Origin of the sequence: Acidiphilium iwatense (genome assembly GCF_021556475.1) — a bacterium.
GTDB classification, from domain to species: domain Bacteria; phylum Pseudomonadota; class Alphaproteobacteria; order Acetobacterales; family Acetobacteraceae; genus Acidiphilium; species Acidiphilium iwatense.
In genome coordinates this window covers 97,420-122,611 of record NZ_JAKGBZ010000005.1, presented here as the reverse complement: position 1 = coordinate 122,611, position 25,192 = coordinate 97,420, and the positions used below count along the sequence as shown (strand labels likewise).

Here is a 25,192-nt window from a genome sequence, read left to right as displayed (position 1 = left end):
CGATGCGCCTGTTTTTCTATGGCACATTGACCGATCCGGCCGCACTCGGTCCTTGCGCGGGCAAACCCCTGAAAATCGTGCCGCAAGCCGCGCGGCTCGAAGGCCGTGCGCGGGTCCGACTGCGCCTTGCGTCCTACCCCACGCTGCGCCGGGCGCGCGGCGCGGTGATCGACGGCGTCGTGATCGAGGTGGATGCCGCGATGCTCGCCCATCTCAAAGCCTATGAAAGCGTGCGCTACCGGCTTATCCTGATCCGGGTTGCGATCGGCAGTCGCCGTTGCATGACCCATTGCTTCATCGGCGACGCCGCGAGCCGGGTTCCGTGGCGACCCAGTACCGACGATAAATCGATGACCCTGCGTTCAAAGGCTTTCTGACCATGCGCAAGCTTATCGCCCTGGCTGTCGGGCTGGTCGTCGTGGCGTTCGCGATATTTTTGCTCCTGCCAGGCACCACCAAGTCCGGCCTCGTTTTTTATTCCCCGCTTCGCGGCGCACCCGCCATCGTAAAATCCTTCACCCGCAAGACCGGGATTCCGGTCCGTCTCGTCACGGCCGAGCGGGGTCACCCGCGCTGGTCCCTCGCCTGGGTCAATACCGCCGGCAGACCGATCTCGCCTCAGTTCGCCGGTCAACCCGCCGCCGTCTTCGTCGTGCCGGGCACGACAACCTTCCCGCCGCCCGCGCGCTGGGCCGATCTCTCGGCACCTGCCTATCGCGGCACGATCGGCATGGCGGACCCTTCTGTCTCGGTCAGCGATTATCCGGTGCTCGCCGCCATGCTGGACAGTGCAGGCGGCTGGCCCGCAGGCAAGGGATTCATCGCAACCCTGCAACGGAACGGCCTGCACATCTACGCCACCGATCGCGCGACCCTCGCCGCCCTGCGCAGCGGTGCGATCCAGCTCGCCATCGTTCGACCCGACGCGGCAGCCATCTATGCCGGGACAATCGACAAATCTCTCCGCGTGATTGTTCCGCGACCGGCCTACGCTATCCAGACCACGATCGTCATGGCCAAAACCCTGACCGGCCAGCACCGCGCGGCCGCCGAAAAATTGATTGCCTATGTCAATTCCGCCGCGCCCTCCAAGCCTCTCATAACATCAACCCCCACCCGCCGACCCGCAATCGCTGCGTGGTTTGTCAAAACCATCATGGGATCGGGGCCGCAATCATAATAATATCAATTTCGATATAATATCAACATGGATAGTCTCGAAACAGATTTTTTGTTTCACGTGAAACAAACGTTAAAATTATTAACGTATATTTAGTTTATGCTGCCTGCCGTGGGGGCTTGCGCCCCAATCGGTCGCAAGCGATAAAGGATTAACGAATGGTGCCGGCTCCTGGCCCGGCGCGCGAGGAGGAAACATGAGCAATCCGGCGGTTCATTATGATGTAATCGATGGTATCGCGGTAATCGCGATCGACAATCCCCCGGTCAACGCACTCGGCCATGCGGTCCGCCATGGCCTGATCGCCGCCCTCGATCGCGCCGAAGCCGACAGCGCGGTCAAAGCCATCGTTCTCGGCTGCAAGGGCCGCACCTTCTCGGCCGGCGCGGACATCACCGAATTCGGCAAACCGCCGCGCGATCCCGGCCTTCACGAGGTGATCGAGCGGTTCGACAATTCCACCAAACCCATCGTCGCCGCCCTGTTCGGCACGACGCTCGGCGGCGGGCTGGAACTCTCGCTCGGCTGTCATTTCCGGGTCGCGACGGCGGATGCGAAAATGGGTCTGCCCGAAGTCAAGCTCGGCCTGCTCCCCGGCGCCGGGGGCACCCAGCGCCTGCCGCGCCTGATCGGCCCGGAAAAAGCCGTCGCCGCCATCGTTTCAGGCAAAATGATCGGCGCCAAAGCCGCCCATGCCGACGGGCTGATCGACGCGATCGTCGCCGACCCGATTCCTGGCGCCATCGACTTCGCAAAAACCATGCTGGCGGATGGCCGCAAACTGGTCCGAGTCCGCGACCGGAGCGAAAAAATCACCGCCGCGAAGGCCGATCCGTCCAGCTTCGACAAGGCCGCGAGCGAGGCCACCAAACGTCTTGCGGGCGTCGAGGCGCCCGCCGCCTGCGTGCAATCGGTGCGCAACGCTTTCACCCTTCCGTTCGAGGACGGGCTGGCCGCCGAACGCGGCATGTTCATGAAACTGGTGATGGGTGACCAGTCGCGCGCGCAGCGCCACGTTTTCTTCGCCGAACGCGAGGCGCAGAAAATCCCCGGAATGCTCCCCGAAGTGAAAGCCGCGAAAATCTCCCGCGCCGTGGTGATCGGCGGCGGCACCATGGGCGGCGGCATCGCGATGAATTTCGCCAATGCCGGCATTCCCGTCACCATCATCGAAACCGACGAGCAGGCTCTCACCCGCGGGCTCGACCGGGTGCGCCAGACCTATGACGTGTCGGTCAAGCGCGGCGCACTGCCGGAAGGCGCCACCGAAACGCGCATGGCGCTGTTTTCCGGCACGACCGATTGGGCACGCATCGCCGAGGCGGATATCGTCATCGAGGCGGTATTCGAGGATATGGACCTGAAAAAACGGATTTTCGCGAAACTCGATGCCCATGCCCGGCAAGGTGCACTGCTTGCCACCAACACCTCTACCCTCGATGTCGATGCGATCGCGCAATCGACAAAGCGGCCCGCCGACGTGCTGGGGATGCATTTCTTTTCGCCCGCCAATGTGATGAAATTGCTGGAAATCGTGCGCGGCAAGGCCACCTCGCATCAGGCGATCGCGACGGCCATCGGCATCGGCAAGACCATGGGCAAGGTGCCCGTGGTGGTCGGCAATTGCGACGGCTTCGTCGGCAACCGGATGCTGGCGCGCCGCACCACCGAATGCGAGCGGCTGATGCTGGAGGGCGCGTTGCCGCAGCAAATCGATGCCGTGGTGACCAGGTTCGGCTTCCCGATGGGACCGTTCGCGATGGGCGACCTGGCCGGACTCGATGTCGGCTGGCGCATCCGCAAGCATCGCGGCGTCACCGCGCCGATCTCGGATGCGTTGTGCGAACAGGGCCGCTTCGGCCAGAAGACCGGGCGCGGCTACTATATTTATGAAAACGGTAGCCGCACGCCGGCGCCGGACCCCGAGGTCGAAACCCTCATCGTCGAGACCGCCGCTCGGCTTGGGATAATGCGGCGTCAGATCGACGACGATGAAATTCTCGAACGCATGACCTATCCGATGATCAACGAAGCCGCGCGCATCCTGGAGGAAGGCATCGCGATCCGTCCCTCCGATATCGATGTCGTCTGGGTCTATGGCTATGGCTGGCCGGTGTGGCGCGGCGGGCCATGTTTCCACGCCGATCTTGTGGGATTGAGCAAGATCGCCGAACGGCTTGACCATTATGCCAAGGCCACCGGCGATGCCGGACTCGCACCGTCCGCATTGCTGCGGCAGCTTGCCGGCGAAAGCAAGGGATTTGCCGATTTCGGCAAGGCGGCGAAGGTAGCGGCCGAATGAGCCGGCGTCCGTTCCCCTGGGAGCGGAACTATCCTCCGGATCTTGCCTGGGACGTTACGATTCCGCGCGAGACCATTCCGGCGATGATCGCGCGGACCATTGAAACCTACGGCCCGGAGCCGGCGCTGGACTATCGCGGCCACAAGATCAGCTTTTCGCTCCTTGGCGTTGCGATCGATGAAGTTGCCAAAGGGTTGATCACGCTCGGGTTGCGGCGCGGTGACCGTATCGCGCTCTATCTGCCGAACTCGCCGGGGCATCCGTTCAGTTTTTTTGGCGCACTCACGGCGGGGCTGGTCGTGGTGCATCTCTCGCCACTCGATGCCGAACGCGAACTTGTCCATAAGCTGCATGATTCCGGCGCCCGCACCCTGGTTTGTACCAATATCGGACCGATGCTCGGCATGGCGCGGAAACTGCTCGACACCGGCCATATCGACCGGATCATCGTCGGCGACGATGCACAATTCGGGCCGATTCCGGGCATGCCGCATCCGCCGATTCCTACGAATGATTCACGCATCATCACGATACAGGCGCTGCGGGAAGCCGGGCGCATTTCGGATACATTACTTCCAGACATCGATTCCGATGATCTGGCGCTTCTGCAATATACCGGCGGCACCACGGGACTTCCGAAAGGGGCGATGCATACGCACGCGACCTTGCGTGCCTCGGTCGCGATCTATCAGGCGTTCATCGACGGCCAGGGACGCTTCGTGCCGGGCGAAAGACTGCGCGCGATCTGCATGCTGCCGCTGTTTCACATCTATGCGCTGGTCGTGCTGTTGTTGTTGCAGCTTTCGCGCGGCAGCGAATTGCTGCTTCGGCTGAAATTCGACCCCGAGACCACTTTGCGCGACATCGAAGTCAACAAGGCGAGCTATTTCCCCGGCGTGCCGACGATGTGGATCGCGCTCGCCAATATCGCCGATCTCGATAGACGCGACCTCTCGTCGTTGAAACTGGTGGGTTCCGGCGGCGCCCCCCTGCCGGTGGAAATCGGCCAGCGTTTTGAGCGTTTGACGGGAATGCGGCTCGGCGGCGGCTGGGGCATGACCGAGACCGCCTCGGCCGGAACCGGCAATCTGCTCGACGGTATTTTCAAGCTCGGCTCGGCGGGAATGCCGCTGCCGGGGATCGAGCTGGATGTGGTTTCGCTCGACGATCCCTCCCGCATTCTGCCCTATGGCGAAACCGGCGAAATCCGCATCAAAGCGCCCAACGTGTTCAAGGGCTACTGGAACAATCCCGAGGAAACCGCGCGCAGTTTCGCCGACGGGCATTTCCTGACCGGCGATATCGGCTGGATCGACGACGATGGCATGGTGTTCCTGGTCGATCGCAAGAAAGACATGATCCTGTCCGGCGGGTTCAACGTCTATCCGACCGTCATCGAATCCGCGATCTATGAACACCCGGATGTCGCGGAGGTCATCGTGGTCGGCATCCCCGATGATTATCGCGGGCAGTCGGCCAAAGCTTTCGTGAGCTTGAAGCCTGATGCCCCTGAATTCACTTTTGAATCGCTCCGCGATTTTCTCGCCGACAAGCTTGGCAAGCACGAAATGCCGGCCGCGCTGGAATTCCGCGACGCGCTCCCGAAAACCTCGGTGGGCAAATTCTCACGCAAGGAGCTTGCCGCCGAGGAGGCCGCGAAGAGCACCTATAAACGCGCCGTCAGTTAGGAAAATCCCATGGTCGAAGCCGTCATCGTCTCAACCGCCCGCACGCCGATCGGCAAGGCGTTTCGCGGCGCGTTCAACATCACGCCGGGCCCGACCCTCGGTGCCCACGCGATGCGCCACGCGATGGAGCGCGCGCAGCTCGACCCGCGCGAAATCGAGGACGTGGTCATGGGCTGTGCGACACCCGAAGGCACCACCGGCGGCAATATCGCACGCCTTGCCGCCGTGCGCGCGGGAATTTCGGTCGATGCGGCGGCAATGACGGTCAATCGGTTCTGCTCGTCGGGTCTGCAGGCGATCGCGATCGCGGCGCATGAAATCGTCGTCGAAGGCGTGCCGGTGGTCCTTGCTGGCGGTCTTGAATGTATCAGCCAGACATCGAACCCGATCGGCGGCGAGCGCAGCATCGATCCCTGGCTGCGCGAGCACAAGCCCGACATCTACATGCCGATGATCGAAACCGCCGACATCGTCGCCGCACGCTACGACGTGACCCGCGCGATGCAGGACGAATATGCGCTGGAAAGCCAGCGCCGCACCGCCGCCGGCCAGCAGGCGGGACGGTTCGACGCCGAGATCGTGCCGGTGACCACGACGAAAGCTGTGGAGAACAAGGAGACCAAGGCGATCACCCACGAGGAAGTAACGCTTCGTCAGGATGAGGGCAACCGGCCCGACACGACTCTCGAAGGGCTCGCCAAACTCAAGCCGGTCCGTGGCGAGGACAAGTTCATCACAGCCGGCAACGCGAGCCAATTGTCCGATGGCGCCTCGGCCTGCGTCGTCATGTCGGACAAGGAAGCGGGGAAACGTGGGCTGCCGCTGCTGGGCGTGTTTCGCGGTTTTGCGGTTGCCGGCTGCGAGCCCGATGAAATGGGTATCGGGCCGGTGTTTGCAATCCCGCGTTTGCTCAAACGCCAAGGCTTGAAGATCGAAGATATCGATCTGTGGGAGCTGAACGAGGCTTTCGCCAGCCAGGTGGTTTATTGCCGGGACCGCTTGGGGATTCCGCACGAAAAGTTGAATGTCGACGGCGGATCAATTTCGATCGGTCATCCCTATGGCATGAGCGGAGCGCGGATGACCGGCCATGCATTGATCGAAGGCAAGCGCCGGGGCGCGAAATACGTGGTGGTCACAATGTGCATCGGCGGTGGTCAGGGCGCTGCCGGGTTGTTCGAGATCGTTTGAGGATCAGATCATGGAACTCAGTTTTTCATCTGAAGAACTCGCCTTTCGCGACGAGGTTCGCGCGTTCATTCGCGATAATCTGCCGCGCGACGTGCAGCAGCGGATGATCGAAGGCCGCGAGATTGGCAAGCAGGATATCGTCGACTGGCAACGCAAGCTGAACGCGAAAGGCTGGGCGGTGCCGCATTGGCCGCGTGCCTGGGGCGGGCAGAATTGGAGCCCGGTGCATGAATATATCCTGATCGACGAGTTGCAATCGGCACCGGCGCCCCAGCCTTTGCCGTTCAACGTCTCCATGGTCGGGCCGGTGATCGCCACCTTCGGCAGCGATGAACAGAAAAAGACGTTTTTGCCGGGAACCGCCAATCTGGATATCTGGTGGTGCCAGGGATTTTCCGAGCCGGGTGCTGGTTCCGATCTGGCGGGACTGAAAACCACGGCCCGGCGCGAGGGCGATTTCTACGTCATCAACGGCCAGAAAACCTGGACCACGCTCGCGCAATATGCCGATTGGATTTTCGTGCTCGCACGCACCAATCCGCAGGCGGCGAAGAAGCAGGAAGGAATTTCCTTCATTCTTGTCGATATGAAAACGCCGGGGATTACCGTGCGGCCGATCCAGTTGATCGATGGCGGGCATGAGGTCAACGAAGTCTGGTTCGACGAGGTGAAGGTGCCGGCAGAGAATCTGGTCGGCGAGGAAAACAAGGGGTGGGATTATGCCAAGTTCCTGCTCGGCAACGAACGGACCAGCATCGCGCGGGTGGGCGTTTCCAAGCAGCGCCTGCGGCGTGTGCGGGAGCTGGCAGCAAAGGAGCGCGCGGGCGATGCGCGCCTGCTCGACGCGCCGTGGTTTCGCGAAAAGCTGGCTGGAATCGAGATCGATCTGAAGGCGCTGGAAATCACCCAGTTGCGCGTCCTGGCCGAGGCGCGCAAGAGCGGCAAGCATGGCGCGCCCGATCCCAAATCGTCGATCCTGAAAATCAAGGGGTCGGAAATTCAGCAGGCAACGACAGAACTGCTGATGGATGTGGTGGGACCGCTGGCGATGCCGTATCAGCGTTCGACCGATGCGGAGGATGACGGCAATGCCACCCCGATCGGGCCAGACGACGCGGCCTACGCGGCGCCGACCTATTTCAACTGGCGGAAAATTTCGATCTATGGCGGATCGAACGAGATTCAGCGGAATATCATTGCAAAAGCGATACTTGGATTTTGAGGAGCTAGAAAATGGATTTCGATTTCACCGACGAACAGCGCCTGCTGCGCGACAGCGTTGCAAAACTTTTCGCCAATCGCTACGGCGATTTCGAGAAGCGCAACGGCTACGCGAAGCAGCCCGATGGATTCGACCGCGCGATCTGGACGGAATATGCCGAGGTGGGATTGCTGGCGCTGCCGTTCGACGAAAAACACGGCGGGTTTGGCGGCGGGCCGGTCGAGACCATGATTGTCATGGAGGAAATCGGCAAAAACCTTGCGCTGGAGCCCTATCTGCCGAGCGTGGTGTTTGCCGGGGCAATTCTGCGCCATGGCGCTTCCGATGCGGTCAAGGATGAGATCATTCCGAAAATCGCCGCCGGCGAGGCGATAATCGCGGTTGCACATACCGAGCGGCAATCACGCTATGATCTGAACGATGTCACCACCACCGCGCGGCGCGACGGCGACGGTTACGTGATCGAAGGCGATAAGACCGTGGTGATCGGCGGGAATTCGGCGGATTATCTGATCGTCAGTGCGCGGATGTCGGGCGCACGGCGGGACCGTGACGGTATCGCGCTGTTTCTGGTCGACGCCAAGGCGGAAGGGGTGTCGCGGCGCGGCTATGCGATGCAGGATGGGCTGCACGGCGCGGAAGTGTCGCTTGCCAATGTGCGGGTACCGGCCTCAAGGCGGGTGGGCAATCTCCCGGTACTGGAACGCGCGGCGGATGAGGCGATCGCCGCCGTTTGTGCCGAGGCGGTGGGAGTGATGGAAGCGCTGATCGCGATGACCGTCGATTACATGAAAACCCGCAAGCAGTTCGGCGTGGCGATTTCGGTGTTTCAGGCGTTGCAGCACCGTGCGGTGGATATGTATGTCGCCGCCGAACAGGCGCGCAGCATGGCGATTTTCGCGGCGTTGTCGGCGGCGAGCGATGATGCGAAAGAACGTGGCGAAGCCATGGCGATGGCGAAATCCGCCATCGGCAAAGCCGCGCGTTTCGTCGGCCAGCAGGCGATCCAGCTCCATGGCGGCATCGGCATGACCATGGAATACAAGGCGGGGCATTTGTTCAAGCGGTTGACCATGATCGACCTGCAATTCGGCGACGCGGATCATCATTTGCGGCGGCTTGCGGCTTAACAGGCACCTCGGCCATCTTGCGCCTACTCGGCGGCGATGGCCGGTCTCGCCTGAAGGCGGCGCAATGCGCGGTCGATCCACTGGGCGGTGAGTTTTTCCGCAAGCCGATTTTGCCCGAGCCGGTCGGCGAGAACGCCGAAATCGACCGAATCCAGCGCCTGATCCTGATTGAAGCAGGAAAATACGACGCGGCGCGCGCCGGTGACCGGATCGGCCTGGAGTTGCAGGCACTGGGCGCAGACTTCCTTCATCATGCACTGCATCGGCGAGTTGATCGAACCGATCGCCGAATGATGCGGCGCGAGGTAGGGTGCCAGAATCCCGTGCCGGGCCGCACCGACGGCTTGCATCATCCGGTCCGAGCCGATCGCGATGACATGGTGGCAGTCGGCGAGTGGAACACCCTGCTCGCCGAGGGCGTCGCTTCCGTATGCGACCATCGCCTGAACGATGTTGCCGACGAAAGCGCGATCCTGCTTCCGGTTTGGAATAAATCCCGGTGCCTCGTCGCAGCACCAGACGATCGTATCGGCCGCACGCTCGATCTCCTCGACCCGATAGCGATCGGCAAGTTTCTTGTAGCCGGCGAAATACAGCACGCGCGATCCGGCTGCGCGCAAGGCAGCGCCGATCGAAAACAGCACCGCATTGCCGAGCCCGCCGCCCACCAGGGCGACAGTGGAATCCGGCAGGATCTCGGTGGGCGTTCCGGTCGGTCCCATCAGCACGACGGGTTCGCCCGGACTGAGCTGCGCACAGAGATCGGACGATCCGCCCATTTCCAACGCGATGATCGAGACGAGTCCGGCGGCGGGATCGGCGCCGGCGCCGGTCATCGCCAAGCCTTCCATCGCCAGAACGGTACGGAGACCCGGTTCGTCCAGCGTGGGAGCAAGGGTTTCGAAATTCTGCAACCGGAAGAACTGGCCGGGCCGGAACGCGCGAGAAGCCGCCGGCGCGCGCACGACGACTTCGACGATCATCGGGGTCAGGCGGTTCACCGCATGGACCGTGGCCCGCAACCCATCGCGCGCGACGGCAAGAATATCCTCGTCGGTAGCGGGAGCCCGTGCGTTCATCAGCGCCGAGACGATCGGGTAGCCGCGCTTGGCACTGCCCATCGCCCGCACGACATTGCCGAAAAACGACGGGTGAAGATCGCCGAAAAAACTGATCATCCGGCCATCCGGCGCGCGATGGATCAGCACATGCGTCTCATGTGGCTTGGCCGCGGCGCGTTCGGGAATCACCGGATTGCCCGCCGCATCGATCGCCTGGAAATAACGCCCTTCCAGCTTGATCCGGCCGTCCTCGCGCGCGAGCACCGTGTTGGGCTGGGTGCCGGCCGCGACCAGGATGGCGCGTGCCGGCAGCACGGTTTCGCCCGCCGCCCCGCGCAGCCGCAATCCCGTGGCGTGGCCGAAATCGTCGGTCTCGACGGCAACCGGCGCCAGCCCTTCGGCGAACCGCACACCCTCTTCCATCGCCTTCGCGACTTCCTCGTGGTTGAGCGTGTAGCTCGGCGCATCGGTCAACCGGCGGCGATAGGCGATGGTCGCACCGCCCCAACCGTCGAGCATCGGCGCGAAACGCGGCGCGCGGCCCTCGCGTTCCGCCGCAGCACGCTCTTCGGCCAGCGCGTCGGCGTGTGCGAGGAATTCCTCGGCGATTTCGGTATCCTCGGCGGACCAGCCGGCGCGCACGCGTTCCGCACCGCGTTCGGCGGCGAGGATTCGGTACCGCAGCGCGAATTTCTCGACCTGACGGACGTAATAGGCGAGGCTTTCGGTCGCTGTATCGATTGCCGTGAGGCCGCCGCCCACCACGACGACCGGCAGGCGCAATTGCAGATTGGCGATCGAGGAGGGTTTCGCGGCCCCGGTCAGTTGCAGCGCCATCAGGAAGTCGGATGCCTGGCGCACGCCGCGCGCCAGGCCATTCGGAATGTCGAGCACGGTCGGTCGACCGGCGCCCATGCTCAACGCGATGTGGTCGAAGCCCATCGCCCAGGCATCGTCGAGCGACAGCGTGCCGCCGCCGCCGAACCGCACGCCGCCGAACGCGGCGAAACGCTGGCGGCGTTCCAACAGGATGCGGATCAGTTTCAGGTAGTTCTTGTCCCAGCGCACGGTGATGCCGTATTCCGCCACGCCGCCGAATCCGGCCATCACCCGGTCGTCCAGGTTTTCGAACAGCGTGGCGGCATCGCGGATCGGCGTTGCCGGATCGAACGGCAGAGGCTCAATCTTCAGACCATCTACCGCGACGACGCGATGGCCGTCGTTGAGCAGATGATGCGCGAGGGTAAATCCGGCCGGCCCGAGTCCGACGATCAGGGCCGAGCGGCCGGTGTCGGGTTTCTCGACCGGCCGACGAATATCGAGCGGATTCCACCGGGTCAGCAGCGCGTAGATCTCGAAACCCCAGGACAAAGCCAGCACATCGCGCAGAATGTTGCTTTCGGCCTGCGGGATATCGACCGGTTCCTGTTTCTGATAGATGCACGCCTTCATGCAGTCGTTGCAAATCCGGTGACCGGTGGCCGCGACCATCGGATTGTCGATGATGATGGTCGCGAAGGCGCCGAGCAGCATGCCTTCGGCACGCAACTGGTGCATTTCGCTGATCCGCTCTTCCAGCGGGCAGCCGGCGAGCGAAACGCCGAACGGCGAGGACTGGAATGCGCCGGTCTTGCGATCCTTCAGCCCCTGCGAGCAGCTATCCTTGCCCTGGGCATGGCACCAGATGCAGTAATTCATCTGATCGAGCGCCTGCGCGGTGGTCATGCCGGCGTCGGTGAGGGTGAATCCGTCGCGTGCGCGCCATCCGGCTTCGGGCAGGCGAAGCATGGTCACCCCGTCCCGCTCGATTGTTTCGACTGGCACCAGATGCGCCGGATCGATCCGATGCGGGGTGCGGAACAGCACGTCATCCGCGTGGGCGGCACGCCCATCCCCGGTCAGAGTCGCCCATGCGGCATAGCGCCTGGCGAGATCGAGCGCGTCGGCATCGCCCGCCGCTTCCCAATCGAGCACGGCCCTGGCGAAATTGGTTTCGGTAAATGGCGTGATTCCGTGAGCCTGTAGCGCCGCCTGCAAGCCGGGACCGTCGAACCCGGCGGGATCGGGATAGGACTTCACCGCCTGACGCTGGACGAAATTGCGCTTGACCGTATGAACCGGCGCGCGTGCCTCCGTGACCGCCCGGATCGTCGCGATTTCGTCCTCGATGCCGAACATTTCGCCCAGCATGGCTTCAAGGTGCGGCGCGAGCGCAATGACCAGTTCCGCCTCGGCCTTGCGTTCGAGGTGGTCGGGAATGGCCCGCGCGCTCATCAGCGCGGCGTGAAGCGAAGGATCGGCGATTTCCAGCCGTTTCACGAAGTCACGATCAAGCTGGACCAGCGCGGTCCGGTCGGCCAGAGTCCCTGATTCTACCATCACCGATCGAGCATTATCCGTCTGGGTCATCGGAAAGACTTGCCACAGCGCGCACCTCGCGGACAAGCGCTGCCTCACGGGTCAGATTGGCATAAGGCGCACAGGAAGCTATGCGCAAGCCATGAGTGCCATCAAGGTCGAGCGATTAACCAAGCGGTTCGGAACGGTCACGGCGGTGGACGGAATCGGCTTCACGGTTCCGCGCGGGGCGACCGTGGGTCTGCTGGGCGGCAACGGCGCCGGCAAAACCACCACGATTTCCATGCTTCTCGGCATTTTGGTGCCCGATTCCGGTAGATATCGAAGCGCTTGGGCACGACATGGCGCGCGATCGGTTCGCGGCGCTGGCGCGCATGAACTATTCGTCGCCCTATGTGGCGCTGCCGATGCGCCTGACGGTTGCGGAAAACCTCGCCGTTTACGGTCATCTCTATAATGTGCCGAAGCTCAGGCACCGGATCGCCGAACTCGCGCATGAGTTCGATCTCGAAACCCTGCTCAAGCGCCGCGCTGGTGCCCTTTCGGCCGGCCAGAAAACCCGTGTCGCCCTGGCCAAGGCACTCATCAACCGGCCCGAGCTTCTGCTGCTTGACGAACCAACCGCAAGCCTCGATCCCGATACCGCGGATTACGTGCGCGGCCGGCTCGAAGCCTATCGCGCGGAAAGCGGCGCGGCGATCCTGCTCGCCTCGCACAACATGGCCGAGGTCGAACGACTGTGTTCGGACGTGCTGATGATGAAGCAGGGAAAAATCGTCGATCGCGGCGCGCCGGATGCGTTGATCGCCCGCTATGGACGGGACGATCTGGAACAGGTGTTTCTCGCCATCGCCCGTGCCGGGAAAGCGGCGTGAGCGCGCCCGGACTCCGCCGGGTCTGGGGGCTGATATACCGGCATCTCTGCCTGTATCGCCGATCCTGGCCACGGCTGCTGGAACTCGCCTATTGGCCGACCCTGGAATTGCTGATCTGGGGCTTTACCGCGCAATTCGTGATCCATGGCCAGACCAGCATGCCGGTGAAGGCGGGAGGCGCGCTGATCGGCGGCGTGCTGCTCTGGGAAGTTGCACTGCGCGCGCAGATGGGGGTCACGATTTCGTTCCTGGAGGAAATCTGGTCGCGCAATCTCGGTCACGTGTTCGTCAGCCCGCTGCGCCCACGGGAGCTGATCTTTGCCCTGTTGGGGGTCTCGGTCATGCGCACGGTGATCGGCCTTGCGCCGGCGACCGCGATCGCCTTTCTGCTCTATGCCTTCAACCTGTTCGCGCTCGGCCCCGCTCTACTGCTATTTTTTCTCAATCTTTTACTGATGGGATGGTGGATGTCGCTGGGCGTCATCGCCCTGCTGTTCCGCTATGGCGCTTCGGCGGAGGCCCTGGCATGGACGCTGGCTTTCGGCGTCACGCCGATTGCCTGCGTGTTCTACCCCGTTTCGGTGCTTCCGGTCTGGCTGCGGCCAGTCGCCCAGATATTGCCTGCATCACATATATTTGGCGGAATGCGCTCGGTTTTATACCATAACGCCATGAACTGGCCGCAGCTCGCGGCTGCCTTTTGCCTCAACCTCATCTGGATGGTCGGAGCGACCCTGGTTTTTGCAGCGCAGTTCCGCGCCGCGCGGGTCAACGGCGCATTGATTTCCATCGGCGAATAGGGATTTCTGTAATCCATGTACGATCCCGATACGACGACGCGGTTCTGGCTCATCCGCCACGCCTTAGTTGCTCCTGAATCCCTCTCGATCCTCTACGGCACGCTGGACGTGCCGCTTTGTGCCGCGACCAGGGCAGCCGACGCACCGCGTTATGCTGCGATCGCAGCCCGGTTGCCGCGCGATGCCGTCTGGCTGGTCACGCCGCTCTCGCGCACGCGCCTGACCGCCGATTCCATCATGGAGGCCGGATACGGCGCGATCAGCACCGATGTCGAACCGGCACTGATCGAGCAGGATTTCGGCGCGTGGCAGGGACTGCCGATGCGCGATTTCGTCAATCGGCCGAGCCAGCATCCGTTCTGGCCGGTGGGCGGCGACGAAGAACCACCGGACGGCGAAACATTCGCCGCCATGCGCGATCGGGTCGGCGATGCCCTGGAACGTCTGGCCAAGGTTCACGCCGGACGGAACATCATTGCGATTTCCCATGGCGGAGCGATTCGCGCAGCGATTGCCCATGCGCTCGATTTGAGCGCACACCAGGCGCTCAGCCTGGCAGTGGATAATCTGTCGATCACCCGGATCGAGCGCCACCGTCACGCCTGGCGATTCGTGTCGCTGAATGAACAAATATCCATTTGAATCAATTGAATTCATGGACCAAATAAATTGTGCAAGCAACAAAGCGGAGGTTCTCGATGGCTGAAAAGAATGGGCGAAGGAATCATTCGGCATTGAAAATCAGGAATCTGGGCATCGCCGCCATTTTGCTTGCGGCTCCGTTGGCGGCGTGCGCCAACAATGGCAATAGTTCGAACGGCGCCCAGGAATTGGTGGATCGCTCCACCCTGACCGTCGAGACCATGCTTGGCAACGGCTCGGCCCAGGCCAACCAAGCCACGCAATTCCTTCGCCGGGCCAAGGCGGTCGTGGTCTGCCCACGGATCTTTAAGGCCGGCTTCTTCATCGGCGGCGAAGGCGGCGATTGCGTCCTGGTATCCCGCGCGGCCAGCGGTTCGTGGTCCGACCCGGCCTTCTACAGCATGGGCAGCGGCAGCTTCGGACTGCAGATCGGCGTGCAGGACGCCGAGGTCGTGATGTTGCTGATGAACGATACCGCGCTCAACGCCTTCCTGAACAGCCAGTTCAAGGTTGGCGCCGATGCGGGAATTTCGGTGGCGACGATCGGTGCGGGCGTCGGCGGTTCGACCGGCACCGCGCTGGGCGCGGATATTGTCACCTTTTCCAAGGCGCGCGGGCTTTATGGCGGCATTTCGTTGTCCGGATCAGTGTTCTCGAACGATGCAGCGCTGGATCAGCAATATTATGGCCAGCTCATCGACCCCAGGCAAATTGTTGTAAACATGTCTGTCAATAATGCAGGTGCGAATCCGTTGCGGGCGATGCTGGCCAAATTTGGCGGATAGTTCTTTGCGAGCTTGAACCGGCGCGATAGATTGCGTTCATGCCGCAATCTGTCGACGCACCGTTCTGGCAAAAGAAGCGTCTCGATGAGATGAACGAGGCTGAATGGGAGTCCTTATGCGACGGGTGCGGGCGCTGCTGCCTGCACAAATTGCGCGACGAGGATACCGGCAGCCTCGAATTCACCAATGTCGCCTGCCGGATGCTCGACCTGGCATCGTGCCGGTGCCGCGACTATCCGAATCGCAGGCGTGAGGTTCCCGACTGCGTCGCCCTCACGCCTGGTTCCCTCGCCGAAATCGACTGGCTGCCGCCCTCCTGCGCCTATCGCCTGATCGCGGAGGGGCGCGACCTGCCCGACTGGCATCCCCTCGTCACCGGCGATCGCCGGAGCACGCACCGGGCCGGGGCCTCGATCGCCGGCCGCGCGGTGAGCGAACGCGACGCGGGGCCGCTGGAGCACCATGTGGTGGAATGGCCCTCGCGCTGGCCCCGGCGGCGAACTCGATGAGCCCGAATTTCGACCTCCACGAAGAATCGGTCATCATTGGTGGACGCGCCGCCTCGGTGCGATGGCGGCGCAGCCAGCGCGCCCGGCGCGTCGCCCTGAAAATCGATCCTCAGGGTGGCGAAATCGTGATCACTCTCCCGCCGCGCGGCTCGAGACGTGCCGGACTGGCACTTCTGCGGGGGTATGAGGACTGGGTGGCGGCCAAGCTCGCCGCACTGCCCGCGCCGATGCGGCTTGCCGACGGAGAAATGATCCCGGTTTGCGGGACGCCCCGGACCATCATCCATGATCCTGTCATGCGTGGCGGGACGGTTATCGCGGCGTCGATCATCCGGGTCACCGGGCAGAAGGAGTTCCTGGCCCGCCGCGTGCGCGATGCGCTGCGCGAATTCGCCCATGAGCGGTTTTCCCAGCGTGCCCACGAGACGGCCGCGAAGATCGGAGTTCGGCCCCGCCGGGTCCGGGTGAAGGATACGACATCCCGCTGGGGAAGTTGCGCGCCGGATGGCACGCTGATGTTCTCGTGGCGATTGATCATGGCCCCGGATTTCGTTCAGGATTATGTGATCGCTCATGAGGTCGCGCATCTTCGCTATTTGAACCACGGGTCCGCCTTCTGGGACTTGACCAATCGCCTCACGCCGTATCGCGCCGCCGCGACCAGTTGGCTCAGTACCCACGGCCCCGGTTTGTTGCGAATTTCCTGAACCCGGCCCACATCCGTCCCACCCTGAAATAGCGAGAAAAAAATCCCCTCATGAAAGCGGTCGCCTTTACCCATTCCCTTCCGATCACGGCAGAAGAGTCTCTGGTGGACGTCGATCTGCCCGAGCCGACCCCGCGGCGCCACGACGTTCTCGTCGAAGTGCGCGCGGTTGCGGTCAACCCGGTCGATACCAAGATCAGGCGCCGCAACGAACCCCTGGGCGAACCCCGGATTCTCGGCTTCGACGCGGCCGGAATCGTGCGTCAGGTCGGCTCGAGCGTGACCCAGTTCGGCGTCGGGGACGAGGTCTATTACGCCGGCGCGGTCGATCGTTCCGGGAGCAATGCACAATACCAGATCGTCGACGAACGTCTCATCGCCCGCAAACCGAGATCCCTCTCCTTCGCCGAGGCGGCGGCACTGCCGCTGACCACGCTGACATCATGGGAGATGCTGTTCGATCGGTTTGCCATCCCGCGCGACCGGACCCGTGGCGACACGCTTCTCATCGTTGGCGGCGGCGGCGGCGTGGGGTCGATGGCGATCCAGCTCGCTGCCCATCTGACCGGGCTTACGGTGGTCGCCACGGCGTCCCGGCCGGAGACTCGGGCATGGTGTTCCGCGCTCGGTGCGCACCACGTCATCGATCATCATCGCGACATCGCCGCCCAGATCCTGGCCTGCGAGGTCGCGCCGCCGGCGTATATTTTCTGTACCAACCATGTCGAAAGCCATTGGCGCGCCCTTTGCCGGACCTTGGCTCCCGAAGGTCATATCGGTCTGATCGAGACCACACCGCCGCTCGATCTTCATGAACTGTTCAACAAATCCGCCTCGATCCACACCGAATCGATGTTTGCGCGGTCCCTGCACCAGACGCCGCGGATGAACGAGCAGCACCAAATCCTTCAGGCGGTCAGCCGGCTGATCGATCAAGGCGTTCTGCGCACCACACTGACTGAGAATTACGGGTCGATCAACGCGGCAAATCTGCGCCGCGCCCATGCGGCGATCGAATCCGGCCACACCCATGGAAAGATCGTGCTGGAGGGGTTCTGATTTCGTGATCGTGCTGGCCAGCGCCTCGGCAACGCGGCGCGACATGCTTCTGCGCGCAGGCGTGCCGATCGAGACCGCGCCGGCAATGATCGACGAGGCCGGCATGAAGGAATCGGCCAAGGCGGACAGGCTGAAAGCAGGCGAACTGGCCCTGATGCTCGCCGAGACGAAGGCCTCGCGCATGTCCGCCCGCCGGCCCGAGGCCCTGGTCATCGGCGCAGACCAGGTTCTGGATTGCGAGGGTGAGTGGTTCGACAAGCCACGCGACGTTGCGCAAGCCGGTGCTCATATCCACCGCCTGCGCGGCCGGTCGCATCGCCTGGAAACCGCCGTGGTCTGCATGCGAGGCGGCGCGGTAATCTGGCATCACGCGGAAGCGCCGCGCCTTTCGATGCGAGCGGTTTCGGATGCGTTCATCGCCGATTATCTGGCCAGTGAAGGCGAAGCCCTGCTCGGCTCGGTCGGAGCCTATCGGCTGGAAGGGCTCGGTATTCAGTTGTTCGACCGGATCGAGGGGGATTTCTTCACGATTCTCGGCCTGCCGCTGTTGCCCCTGCTCGGCTTTTTACGACAAGCGGGCGAAATTCAACCGTGATCGGTCTCCGGCGGTAATTCCGGGGCCGGATTCGATTGTGGCGGAAGCGGTTCGACACCCCGCGGCGCTGCTGGAACCATCATCGCCTCCAATGCGGCAACGCGGGCGGCCAGCAATTCGGTCTCGGCCCGCGCCTTGGCGGCCAATTCGGCCATCGCCTCGAATTCCTCGCGGCGCACGACATCGAGCTTACGGATTGCCTCGTCGATCCGAGCGCGGATCAGTGCGGCCATCTCGTCGCGCAAACCGCTGAATGCGGACAATGCACCGCCCGCCACCCCCGCCAGATCGTCGAAAAATCTCGGTCGTTCGGTCATGATGAATCTCTCCCAGTGATGACGGATCGGCGGTCCCTGACTATAAGCCCCGGCATGATATTGGTCACGGGCGGAGCCGGTTTCATCGGGTCGAATCTGCATGCGGCGCTGCATGAGCGGATGGTGGAGGTCACGATCGCCGATCGCCTGCGCGAAACAGGGAAGTGGCGCAACCTCCGCAAGCATCCCCCCGCTCGGCTGATCGGGCCCGATCGCATCGCCGATTATCTCGGGTCCGATCCGCCGCTGCAGGCGATCGTGCATCTCGGCGCGATCAGCGAAACCACCGCAACCGACGGCGATCTGGTCTGGCACAGCAATGTGACGCTGAGCCAGCATCTCTGGCATTGGTGTGCTGTGCACAACGTGCCGCTGATCTATGCGTCGTCGGCCTCGACTTACGGCGATGGCTCTGCGGGCTTCGACGATGCGTTCGACCACGCCGCCTTGCGCCGGCTGCGCCCTCTGAACCTCTATGGGTGGTCGAAACATGCCTTCGACCTGTGGGTTGCCGGGGAATGCGCTTCCAGCCGGCCGCGCCCGCCGCAATGGGCGGGCCTCAAGTTCTTCAACGTCTATGGCCCGAACGAATATCACAAGGGCGCGATGATCTCGGTCGTGAAGGTCAAGCACGACGAAATCGCCGCTGGCCGTCCCGCGACCCTGTTCCGGTCCGATCGGCCCGATCTGGCCGATGGCGCCCAGGCGCGGGATTTCATCTGGGTCGACGACGTGGTCGCGGCACTGCTGTTTCTGCTTGACCATCCGGGCGTTTCGGGGCTGTTCAACCTCGGTACCGGCACGGCGCGCAGCTATGCCGATCTCGCCCGCGCGGTGTGTGCCGCCAATGGCGTGCCCGAGCGGATCGAGTTCGTGCCGATGCCGGAACGCCTCGCCGGTCAATACCAATCTTTCACCCAGGCGAATATGGACAGGTTGCGCGACGCCGGCTTCGAACATCGCTTCACCACGCTGGAAGACGGCGTTACCCGCTATGTCACGGAATTTCTGAAGCAATCGGACCCATATCGATGAATCATGTCTATACTTGGCCGCATTTTGATCCGATCCTGGTGAAATTCGGGCCGTTCGCTATTCATTATTACGCCCTCGCCTATATCACGGCGCTGGTCCTTGGCTGGCGGCTGATGCGCCGCCTGGTGCGGGAAAGACCGGCCGTCGCAACCCATGAGCAGGTGGATGATTTCCTGTCCTGGGCGACGCTCGGGGTCGTTCTCGGCGGCCGGCTCGGCTACATCCTGTTTTATCAGCCGGTGTATTTCCTCGATCACCTGAACCGCACCTACGCGGTCTGGGATGGCGGAATGAGTTTCCATGGCGGGATGATCGGCGTCGCGGTTGCGATTCTAATCTACTGCCATCGCCAGGGGCTTGATCCATGGCGCTTCGCCGATCGTGTCGCCGTACCGGTGCCGATCGGCCTGTTTCTCGGCCGCATCGCCAATTTCATCAATGGCGAGTTGTGGGGCCGGCCGGCACCCACCTGGTTCCCATTCCGCATGATCTATCCTCAATCCGGTTCGGACGTGCCGCGCTACCCGTCGGAGCTGATCGAGGCGAGTCTGGAAGGGCTCGTTTTATTCATCGTGCTGTTCGCCGCTTCGCGGAGCGAGCGGGTCAGAAGCCAGCCGGGCTACCTCGCCGGAATTTTCGTGCTCGGCTATGGAATTGCGCGAACCACGGCGGAATGTTTCCGCCAGCCCGACTGGTTCCTTGGCTATCTGATGTTCGGACTGACGATGGGACAGTTATTGTCGATTCCCATGATCGCGCTCGGCGCCGTCATGATCTGGCGCGCCAAACGCGTCTCGCGCCGTCAGACCGTTCTCGCCGCGTGATCGAACGGCTGGATCGCTTCATGGCGCGAGCCAATGCCGCCTATTACGCAACGCGTGATCCGTTCGCCGATTTCGCCACATCACCCGAGATATCGCAGATATTCGGTGAATTGCTCGGCCTGTGGGCGGGGCTGGTCTGGCAGATGATGGGATCGCCGGGGCGGATCGTTCTCGCCGAAGCAGGCCCCGGCCGCGGAACCTTGATGCGGGATGCGCTGCGCGCGATCCGCCGCGCCCTGCCCGATTTCGCCGAGGCCATGTCGCCGCATCTGATCGAGACATCGCCGCGCCTGATCGGGGAATTGGCGACCGCCCTGCCCGATGCCACGATCCATTCCGATCTGTCCGGCCTGCCGGACGGCCCGATCATTCTGATTGCTAATGAATTCCTCGATGCCCTGCCGATTCGCCAGTTCGTTCGGCGGGAGACCGGCTGGACCGAGCGCCATATCGAAAACGGCCGGTTCATCGAAGTCCCGGCCGATGCCAGCTTTCCTGCCAATGAATGCGGCGTGGTTCATGAATATGGCGAAGCTGCCGAAGAATTCGTCGCCGCTCTCGCCGCGCGGATCGCGCGGATGGGCGGTGTTGCGCTGATCGTCGATTACGGATCGGCACAGGGAGGGCCGGGCGAAAGCTTGCAGGCGATTCGTGCCGGCGTTCCGGTCGATCCACTTGCCGAACCGGGCACCGCCGACCTGACCGCCCATGTCGATTTCGCCCGGCTCGCCATTGCTGCCACAGAAGCGGGTTGCTCCGTGTCGGGACCGATTGCGCAGGGCGCTTTCCTGGCCGCCCTTGGCATTCATGAGCGCACGGCGCAGCTCGGACGCGCCGCATCGCCGGAAATGGCGGTGCGGCTCCTCGCGGCGACCCGTCGCCTAACTTCCGCCGAGGCGATGGGCAGCCTGTTCAAGACGCTCGCGATCCGCCACCCCAGTATGCGAATTCCACCTGGTTTTTCAGCATGACCCCCTATTTCCGAGGCGCGCTTGCCGCGCCGCATGGATTCTTCACCCGCGAGGGCGGCGTATCGCAGGGCGTCTATTCCAGCCTGAATTGCGGACTTTTCGGCCAGGACGATGCCGCACACGTGGCTGAAAACCGCTCCCGCGCCGCCCTGGCGATCGGCGCCATGCCTTCGAATCTGCTTGGCCTCAAACAGGTTCACGGCCCCCGCGTCGTGACCGCACGCACGCCATGGACATCGGGCGACGGGGTCGAAGCGGACGCCATGGTGACGGACCGGCTGGGCATCGCGCTGGGCATCATCACGGGCGATTGCGCGCCGGTGCTGTTCGCGGATGCCAGATCGCATATCGTGGGAGCCGCTCATGCCGGCTGGCGCGGGGCGGTTGCCGGCGTGCTGGAAGCCACTGCCGATGCGATGCGCGCCCTGGGCGCCAACGATATCACCGCCGTCATCGGCCCGTGCATCCATCAGGCAAGCTACGAAGTCGGCGAGGATTTGCGCGACGCGGTGGTCGGACGGGATAAGTCTGATCGAAAATTCTTTGTCTCCGGCCGCCCTAACCATTGGTTTTTCGATCTTCCCGGCTACTGCGCCGAGCGACTCGCCGCGGCCAGGGTCGAGACCAGTATTCTGCCGCACGACACCTATGCCGATGAGGCACGTTTCTTCTCCCATCGGCGCCGGACCCTCCGCGCGGAAGGTCCGGGCGGGCTCCAGATCTCGATCATCATGAGAGCTCCATGAAACATCGCGTTATCCTGTTCATCCCTCTTCTGCTCGCCGGTTGCGGCACCTTGCCCCAGCCGTTTCTCGGCAGGCCCGGCCCGGAAGGAGCTCTGCTCTCGGTGCCGCCGCCGCCGGTTCTGATCGTTCCGCCGCCGCGCGATGCGTTGCTGGGCGACAACGCGGCACGGCTTTATGCAACCGACCTCGCGCAAGCCTTGGTAAAACGGGACGTGCCCAGCCTTGCCCGTCCAGCCGGCAAGGCCGACTGGCGTTTGATCGCGCAGGCAAGGATCGTTCAAAGCCAGGTCGTCCCGGCTTTCTCGATCGTCGGCCCCACCGGCAAAATCTATGGACACGCAACCAGCGCGCCCGTGGCGGAGCAGGCCTGGGCCAATGGCGATCCCGCCGTTTTGAAGGCCGCCGCCGAATCCGCCGCGCCGGAACTCGCCACGCAACTCAGCGCGATCAACGCGAGCGTGCAGCAGAGCAACCCGCTATCGCTCGAGAACCGGCCGCCGCGCGTGCTGTTCGCCGGCGTCAGCGGCGCGCCGGGGGATGGCGATCACGCACTGGCGATCAATCTTCAGCGCGATCTGCCGCAACTCGGCATTGTTATGGTTGCCAACAAACATGACGCCGATTTCATCGTCAACGGCACCGTCAAGGCGTCTCCCAGCACGCATTCGCAAGAAAGAGGCGGAGTCGATATCGTCGAACTCGACTGGATCGTTCGCGGCCAAAGCGGCGAATTCATTGGCAAGGTCAGCCAATTGCACGATCTGAAGCCATCGCAGATGACACCTTATTGGGGCGACGTTGCGATGGCAGCAGCTCAGCAGGCGGCCCTTGGTTTGAAGCAGGTGATCGTCAACGCAATCCCGAAACGGATCGCCTCCGATTCTCATCCGGCGACGCTTGCCAAATCATCGATGCGGCCTGAACCGTGAACGACAATTCCCGAACCCCGCTAACACCGAAAGACGCGGAACCGTCAGTCCAGCGAAACCATCGCCGGCCTGACCGCTCGGGCGGATAAAATCCGGTACCGAAGCGCGGATCTGCCTCGTGAACCGGAAGACCGTCGACGAGAACACCAGTGATGGCGATGCCGAGGCGTCTCCGGTCCTGCGCCGCCGGGTCGGTTTCCGCCGGGCTGGACGCAGCCGAACCGATGACGAGATTCGTAGCGCCCGTTGGCAGGCGCACGACGTGTCGGCCGCTCCCTGAGTTTGCTGACGATAATGGCTGCTGATCGGCAAAAACCTGGAATTGGCTTGCAACACATCTGAAGCCCCGCGCTTCCAGCCGATCGTGAAGGCGCGCCCGCACCATGGCCAGCGTGGGACCTTGCGTTACCAAGGGCGCAAAAGCCCGTTTCACATCCCATTCGGGTTGCTCGAATTCCGGGAACAGCGTGATGGCTTTGCCCTGGCGGACGAAGTTATGGCGATTGCCGCAATCGAGATAGGTCTCGGCCGGCAGCGTCTCCGCCCAGACCACGTCATGATCCGCCAACTCGACATGATGATAGGTTACGTTCGGCACGGCGATCTGACGAATCGAGACTCCGTTGATCAGGAATTGCACCGGAATCAAAGCGCCGTCGCAATAGAGCGCGTGATCGGGCGAAAGATGGAGATCGCGCGAAGGAAAACCGGGCCCGAAGGCATCGAGTTCGATCAGGATCGGCCAGACCGTTTCCGGCCTGGGATGTTTGCGACAATCGATCCGGCGCTGTCCATGCCAGATGATTGGCCGGACAGCACCGCCATGGGTCACAAGTAGGTCGCCCTTCCGCAGACTCTCCACCGGACGCTGCCCGTCCGGGGTCAACAATCTTGTGCCGGCCCGAAAACAGGGTGCGACGATTTCATAGGATTTCGTTGCCCCCCCACCCAGAATCGGCACGACATCGAGCGAACCAGGATTCGATGCGAAGGTGATCATCGCCGGATCGATCCCGCCCGACAAAGTCATGACATCGCCGATCAAGGTGCCGGTAATTGATGCATCAACCCCGAAGCCGGTCAATTCGATCGTATCGCCAGCCTGGAAACCGACGATGGTGCCGGAAAAAACATGACTCCCGGACAGCAAAAGCATCGAGAATCCGGTCAGGAAATCGAAAACCTCGCCGGAGCCGACCGTATTGCCGGTCGCGAGGGTCGTTGCGTCCAGTTCGATCGTTCCGGTGCCATTGATCGTGGAATCGATCGTGAGGATATCGCCTGCGCTTTGAATCAGCGTGCCGTCATTCTCGAACGTCACGTTGCCGAGCATGGTGGACATCCCGGAAAATGCCCACTCAGCTCCGGGCGCAATCGAAATCGTCGGAAATCCCGTCAATTCTCGACCGACATTCGCAAAGGTTCCGGGTGTCGTGCCGGAGAACACCACATCGGCGACGCCGCCGCCGCTCGCGGTTCCGATGAGGACCGCGCCCGGCAGCAATGTGAGAAAATCGGGAGCGGCAGGCGAAGCTGCATTGGAGGCAAATGAAATCGCATTGCCGACGGATGCGGAAATCGTCCCGGAGTCCACAACCGTGACTCCCGTCCCGCCAACCAGAATACCTGTGCCGCCGGCAACAGTACCAGCATTCATGACGGTCGATAGAGCGCCGACATAAATCCCGACGGAACTTCCGCTGACGACGCCTCCCGTGGAATTAACGCCAGAAGCTTCCGTCAACCTGACGCCCGTGCCCGCCGCGCTTTCGATCAGTCCCGCATTGAGCAACGTGCTGTTCACCGTACCGGCCCCGGTGAATTTGACTCCCAGCGTCCCGCCATCGATCGTGCCCGAGACACGGTTGTCGAGATTGACCGTGGCATTCACCATCAGCACGCCGGCTCTGCCGCCATAGATCGAACCGCTGTTTATCAGACTGTCCGTCTGTGCCGCGGCAAAGACCGCATATGAGGATGCGGCGTCGATCACCCCCGAATTATCGATGAAGCCGCCGTCCTTGAGAAAAATGCCATCACCGGTCGATGCGGTTATGCTGCCGGTGATTGCAATATCCCAGTCCGAGAGGGCCGAAACGGCGTTTCCGCCGGACGCGTCGATCGTCCCGATGATCGTTGTCGGACTGGCGTAGCTCGGTGCTTCTAGAATCACCCCGTTTCGGAGGGTTCCACTGATCGTGCTGGACATGACGGCTCCTCAAATCGGCTGGGTTATGCAAACCAACAACCAGAGGATGTATTTTAAT

At 62.8% G+C, this 25,192-nt stretch carries 24 protein-coding genes; 21 read left to right on the top strand and 3 right to left on the bottom strand.

All coding sequences use genetic code 11. The features are described from left to right. Window positions 1-2 precede the first annotated feature (2 nt). The 7 genes from L2A60_RS04365 (at window position 3) to L2A60_RS04335 (ending at window position 8,713) form a co-directional block, all read left to right on the top strand. Window positions 3-377, top strand: coding sequence for a gamma-glutamylcyclotransferase family protein (locus L2A60_RS04365; protein WP_235703147.1), 375 nt, complete (start codon window positions 3-5; stop codon window positions 375-377). A 2-nt stretch (window positions 378-379) separates the two neighbouring features. Next, window positions 380-1,180, top strand: coding sequence for an ABC transporter substrate-binding protein (locus L2A60_RS04360; RefSeq protein WP_235703146.1), 801 nt, complete (start codon window positions 380-382; stop codon window positions 1,178-1,180). Between the two features lie 196 nt (window positions 1,181-1,376). After that, window positions 1,377-3,482: a 3-hydroxyacyl-CoA dehydrogenase NAD-binding domain-containing protein gene (locus L2A60_RS04355; protein ID WP_235703145.1), complete on the top strand. Its 2,106-nt coding sequence runs from the start codon at window positions 1,377-1,379 to the stop codon at window positions 3,480-3,482. Then, a complete protein-coding gene (locus L2A60_RS04350) occupies window positions 3,479-5,170 on the top strand; it encodes an AMP-binding protein (protein ID WP_235703144.1) in 1,692 nt (563 codons plus the stop codon). Before L2A60_RS04355 ends, L2A60_RS04350 begins: the two co-directional genes overlap by 4 nt. 9 nt (window positions 5,171-5,179) lie before the next feature. Then, complete coding sequence (locus L2A60_RS04345) at window positions 5,180-6,361, top strand: acetyl-CoA C-acyltransferase (RefSeq protein WP_235703143.1); 1,182 nt, start codon at window positions 5,180-5,182, stop codon at window positions 6,359-6,361. 10 nt (window positions 6,362-6,371) lie between these two features. Further along, window positions 6,372-7,583 (top strand): pimeloyl-CoA dehydrogenase large subunit, encoded by a 1,212-nt coding sequence (gene pimC / locus L2A60_RS04340; protein ID WP_235703142.1) that lies wholly within the window; start codon window positions 6,372-6,374, stop codon window positions 7,581-7,583. Window positions 7,584-7,594: 11 nt separating this feature from the next. Next, complete coding sequence (locus L2A60_RS04335; protein WP_235703141.1) at window positions 7,595-8,713, top strand: acyl-CoA dehydrogenase family protein; 1,119 nt, start codon at window positions 7,595-7,597, stop codon at window positions 8,711-8,713. 23 nt (window positions 8,714-8,736) lie between these two features. On the opposite strand, the gene L2A60_RS04330 is transcribed toward L2A60_RS04335, so the two are convergent. Further along, window positions 8,737-12,183 (bottom strand): FAD-dependent oxidoreductase, encoded by a 3,447-nt coding sequence (locus L2A60_RS04330; protein ID WP_235703140.1) that lies wholly within the window; start codon window positions 12,181-12,183, stop codon window positions 8,737-8,739. A gap of 91 nt (window positions 12,184-12,274) precedes the next feature. On the opposite strand from L2A60_RS04330, the gene L2A60_RS21015 reads away from it, so the two are divergent. The 9 genes from L2A60_RS21015 to L2A60_RS04290 are packed head-to-tail and all read left to right on the top strand — an operon-like array spanning window position 12,275 to window position 18,103. Beyond that, a complete protein-coding gene (locus L2A60_RS21015) occupies window positions 12,275-12,589 on the top strand; it encodes an ATP-binding cassette domain-containing protein (RefSeq protein ID WP_456237162.1) in 315 nt (104 codons plus the stop codon). Further along, window positions 12,474-13,007: an ATP-binding cassette domain-containing protein gene (locus tag L2A60_RS04325; protein WP_456237161.1), complete on the top strand. Its 534-nt coding sequence runs from the start codon at window positions 12,474-12,476 to the stop codon at window positions 13,005-13,007. Before L2A60_RS21015 ends, L2A60_RS04325 begins: the two co-directional genes overlap by 116 nt. Further along, the gene (locus L2A60_RS04320) at window positions 13,004-13,807 is read left to right on the top strand and encodes an ABC transporter permease (RefSeq protein WP_235703139.1); all 804 of its coding nucleotides are present in this window, start codon (window positions 13,004-13,006) and stop codon (window positions 13,805-13,807) included. The genes L2A60_RS04325 and L2A60_RS04320 overlap by 4 nt, the downstream gene beginning before the upstream one ends. A 15-nt stretch (window positions 13,808-13,822) precedes the next feature. Continuing rightward, window positions 13,823-14,449: a histidine phosphatase family protein gene (locus L2A60_RS04315; protein ID WP_235703138.1), complete on the top strand. Its 627-nt coding sequence runs from the start codon at window positions 13,823-13,825 to the stop codon at window positions 14,447-14,449. A gap of 56 nt (window positions 14,450-14,505) precedes the next feature. After that, window positions 14,506-15,234 (top strand): lipid-binding SYLF domain-containing protein, encoded by a 729-nt coding sequence (locus tag L2A60_RS04310; protein ID WP_235703137.1) that lies wholly within the window; start codon window positions 14,506-14,508, stop codon window positions 15,232-15,234. Window positions 15,235-15,272: 38 nt separating this feature from the next. Continuing rightward, complete coding sequence (locus L2A60_RS04305; RefSeq protein WP_235703136.1) at window positions 15,273-15,743, top strand: YcgN family cysteine cluster protein; 471 nt, start codon at window positions 15,273-15,275, stop codon at window positions 15,741-15,743. Continuing rightward, on the top strand, window positions 15,707-16,450 hold the full coding sequence (locus tag L2A60_RS04300) for a M48 family metallopeptidase (protein WP_235703135.1): 744 nt from the start codon (window positions 15,707-15,709) through the stop codon (window positions 16,448-16,450). The genes L2A60_RS04305 and L2A60_RS04300 overlap by 37 nt, the downstream gene beginning before the upstream one ends. Window positions 16,451-16,500: 50 nt before the next feature. After that, window positions 16,501-17,508 carry a zinc-binding alcohol dehydrogenase family protein gene (locus L2A60_RS04295; RefSeq protein WP_235703134.1) on the top strand — a complete coding sequence of 336 codons (1,008 nt, stop codon included), beginning with the start codon at window positions 16,501-16,503 and terminating at the stop codon, window positions 17,506-17,508. Window positions 17,509-17,512: 4 nt separating this feature from the next. Next, window positions 17,513-18,103, top strand: coding sequence for a Maf family protein (locus tag L2A60_RS04290; protein ID WP_329603552.1), 591 nt, complete (start codon window positions 17,513-17,515; stop codon window positions 18,101-18,103). Here L2A60_RS04290 and L2A60_RS04285 read toward each other — a convergent pair. Continuing rightward, window positions 18,094-18,420: an accessory factor UbiK family protein gene (locus L2A60_RS04285; protein WP_235703133.1), complete on the bottom strand. Its 327-nt coding sequence runs from the start codon at window positions 18,418-18,420 to the stop codon at window positions 18,094-18,096. The genes L2A60_RS04290 and L2A60_RS04285 overlap by 10 nt on opposite strands. A 54-nt stretch (window positions 18,421-18,474) precedes the next feature. Between L2A60_RS04285 and rfaD the strand changes: the two genes are divergently transcribed. From rfaD to L2A60_RS04260, 5 genes are read left to right on the top strand one after another with little or no spacing between them, the layout of a single operon-like run. Next, window positions 18,475-19,455, top strand: a complete 981-nt coding sequence (gene rfaD, locus L2A60_RS04280; RefSeq protein ID WP_235703132.1) for an ADP-glyceromanno-heptose 6-epimerase — start codon at window positions 18,475-18,477, stop codon at window positions 19,453-19,455. Continuing rightward, window positions 19,452-20,279: a prolipoprotein diacylglyceryl transferase gene (lgt, locus tag L2A60_RS04275; RefSeq protein ID WP_235703131.1), complete on the top strand. Its 828-nt coding sequence runs from the start codon at window positions 19,452-19,454 to the stop codon at window positions 20,277-20,279. The genes rfaD and lgt overlap by 4 nt, the downstream gene beginning before the upstream one ends. Beyond that, window positions 20,276-21,250: a class I SAM-dependent methyltransferase gene (locus L2A60_RS04270; protein WP_235703130.1), complete on the top strand. Its 975-nt coding sequence runs from the start codon at window positions 20,276-20,278 to the stop codon at window positions 21,248-21,250. Before lgt ends, L2A60_RS04270 begins: the two co-directional genes overlap by 4 nt. After that, a complete protein-coding gene (gene pgeF / locus L2A60_RS04265) occupies window positions 21,247-21,996 on the top strand; it encodes a peptidoglycan editing factor PgeF (protein WP_235703129.1) in 750 nt (249 codons plus the stop codon). The genes L2A60_RS04270 and pgeF overlap by 4 nt, the downstream gene beginning before the upstream one ends. After that, window positions 21,993-22,925: a hypothetical protein gene (locus L2A60_RS04260; RefSeq protein WP_235703128.1), complete on the top strand. Its 933-nt coding sequence runs from the start codon at window positions 21,993-21,995 to the stop codon at window positions 22,923-22,925. Before pgeF ends, L2A60_RS04260 begins: the two co-directional genes overlap by 4 nt. On the opposite strand, the gene L2A60_RS04255 is transcribed toward L2A60_RS04260, so the two are convergent. Continuing rightward, window positions 22,846-25,134 (bottom strand): Hint domain-containing protein, encoded by a 2,289-nt coding sequence (locus L2A60_RS04255; protein WP_235703127.1) that lies wholly within the window; start codon window positions 25,132-25,134, stop codon window positions 22,846-22,848. The two genes, L2A60_RS04260 and L2A60_RS04255, sit on opposite strands and share 80 nt — an antisense overlap. Window positions 25,135-25,192 lie beyond the last annotated feature (58 nt).

Bases quoted from the DNA above. Each gene is read 5' to 3' on its own strand.
- pimC (WP_235703142.1), top strand. From the start codon at position 6,372: ATGGAACTCAGTTTTTCATCTGAAGAACTCGCCTTTCGCGACGAGGTT.
- L2A60_RS04350 (WP_235703144.1), top strand. From the start codon at position 3,479: ATGAGCCGGCGTCCGTTCCCCTGGGAGCGGAACTATCCTCCGGATCTT.
- L2A60_RS04300 (WP_235703135.1), top strand. From the start codon at position 15,707: ATGGCCCTCGCGCTGGCCCCGGCGGCGAACTCGATGAGCCCGAATTTC.
- L2A60_RS04335 (WP_235703141.1), top strand. From the start codon at position 7,595: ATGGATTTCGATTTCACCGACGAACAGCGCCTGCTGCGCGACAGCGTT.
- L2A60_RS04310 (WP_235703137.1), top strand. From the start codon at position 14,506: ATGGCTGAAAAGAATGGGCGAAGGAATCATTCGGCATTGAAAATCAGG.
- lgt (WP_235703131.1), top strand. From the start codon at position 19,452: ATGAATCATGTCTATACTTGGCCGCATTTTGATCCGATCCTGGTGAAA.
- L2A60_RS04345 (WP_235703143.1), top strand. From the start codon at position 5,180: ATGGTCGAAGCCGTCATCGTCTCAACCGCCCGCACGCCGATCGGCAAG.
- L2A60_RS04360 (WP_235703146.1), top strand. From the start codon at position 380: ATGCGCAAGCTTATCGCCCTGGCTGTCGGGCTGGTCGTCGTGGCGTTC.
- L2A60_RS04315 (WP_235703138.1), top strand. From the start codon at position 13,823: ATGTACGATCCCGATACGACGACGCGGTTCTGGCTCATCCGCCACGCC.
- rfaD (WP_235703132.1), top strand. From the start codon at position 18,475: ATGATATTGGTCACGGGCGGAGCCGGTTTCATCGGGTCGAATCTGCAT.
- L2A60_RS04255 (WP_235703127.1), bottom strand. From the start codon at position 25,134: ATGTCCAGCACGATCAGTGGAACCCTCCGAAACGGGGTGATTCTAGAA.
- L2A60_RS21015 (WP_456237162.1), top strand. From the start codon at position 12,275: ATGAGTGCCATCAAGGTCGAGCGATTAACCAAGCGGTTCGGAACGGTC.
- L2A60_RS04365 (WP_235703147.1), top strand. From the start codon at position 3: ATGCGCCTGTTTTTCTATGGCACATTGACCGATCCGGCCGCACTCGGT.
- L2A60_RS04330 (WP_235703140.1), bottom strand. From the start codon at position 12,183: ATGACCCAGACGGATAATGCTCGATCGGTGATGGTAGAATCAGGGACT.
- pgeF (WP_235703129.1), top strand. From the start codon at position 21,247: ATGACCCCCTATTTCCGAGGCGCGCTTGCCGCGCCGCATGGATTCTTC.
- L2A60_RS04285 (WP_235703133.1), bottom strand. From the start codon at position 18,420: ATGACCGAACGACCGAGATTTTTCGACGATCTGGCGGGGGTGGCGGGC.
- L2A60_RS04260 (WP_235703128.1), top strand. From the start codon at position 21,993: ATGAAACATCGCGTTATCCTGTTCATCCCTCTTCTGCTCGCCGGTTGC.
- L2A60_RS04295 (WP_235703134.1), top strand. From the start codon at position 16,501: ATGAAAGCGGTCGCCTTTACCCATTCCCTTCCGATCACGGCAGAAGAG.
- L2A60_RS04355 (WP_235703145.1), top strand. From the start codon at position 1,377: ATGAGCAATCCGGCGGTTCATTATGATGTAATCGATGGTATCGCGGTA.
- L2A60_RS04325 (WP_456237161.1), top strand. From the start codon at position 12,474: ATGGCGCGCGATCGGTTCGCGGCGCTGGCGCGCATGAACTATTCGTCG.
- L2A60_RS04305 (WP_235703136.1), top strand. From the start codon at position 15,273: ATGCCGCAATCTGTCGACGCACCGTTCTGGCAAAAGAAGCGTCTCGAT.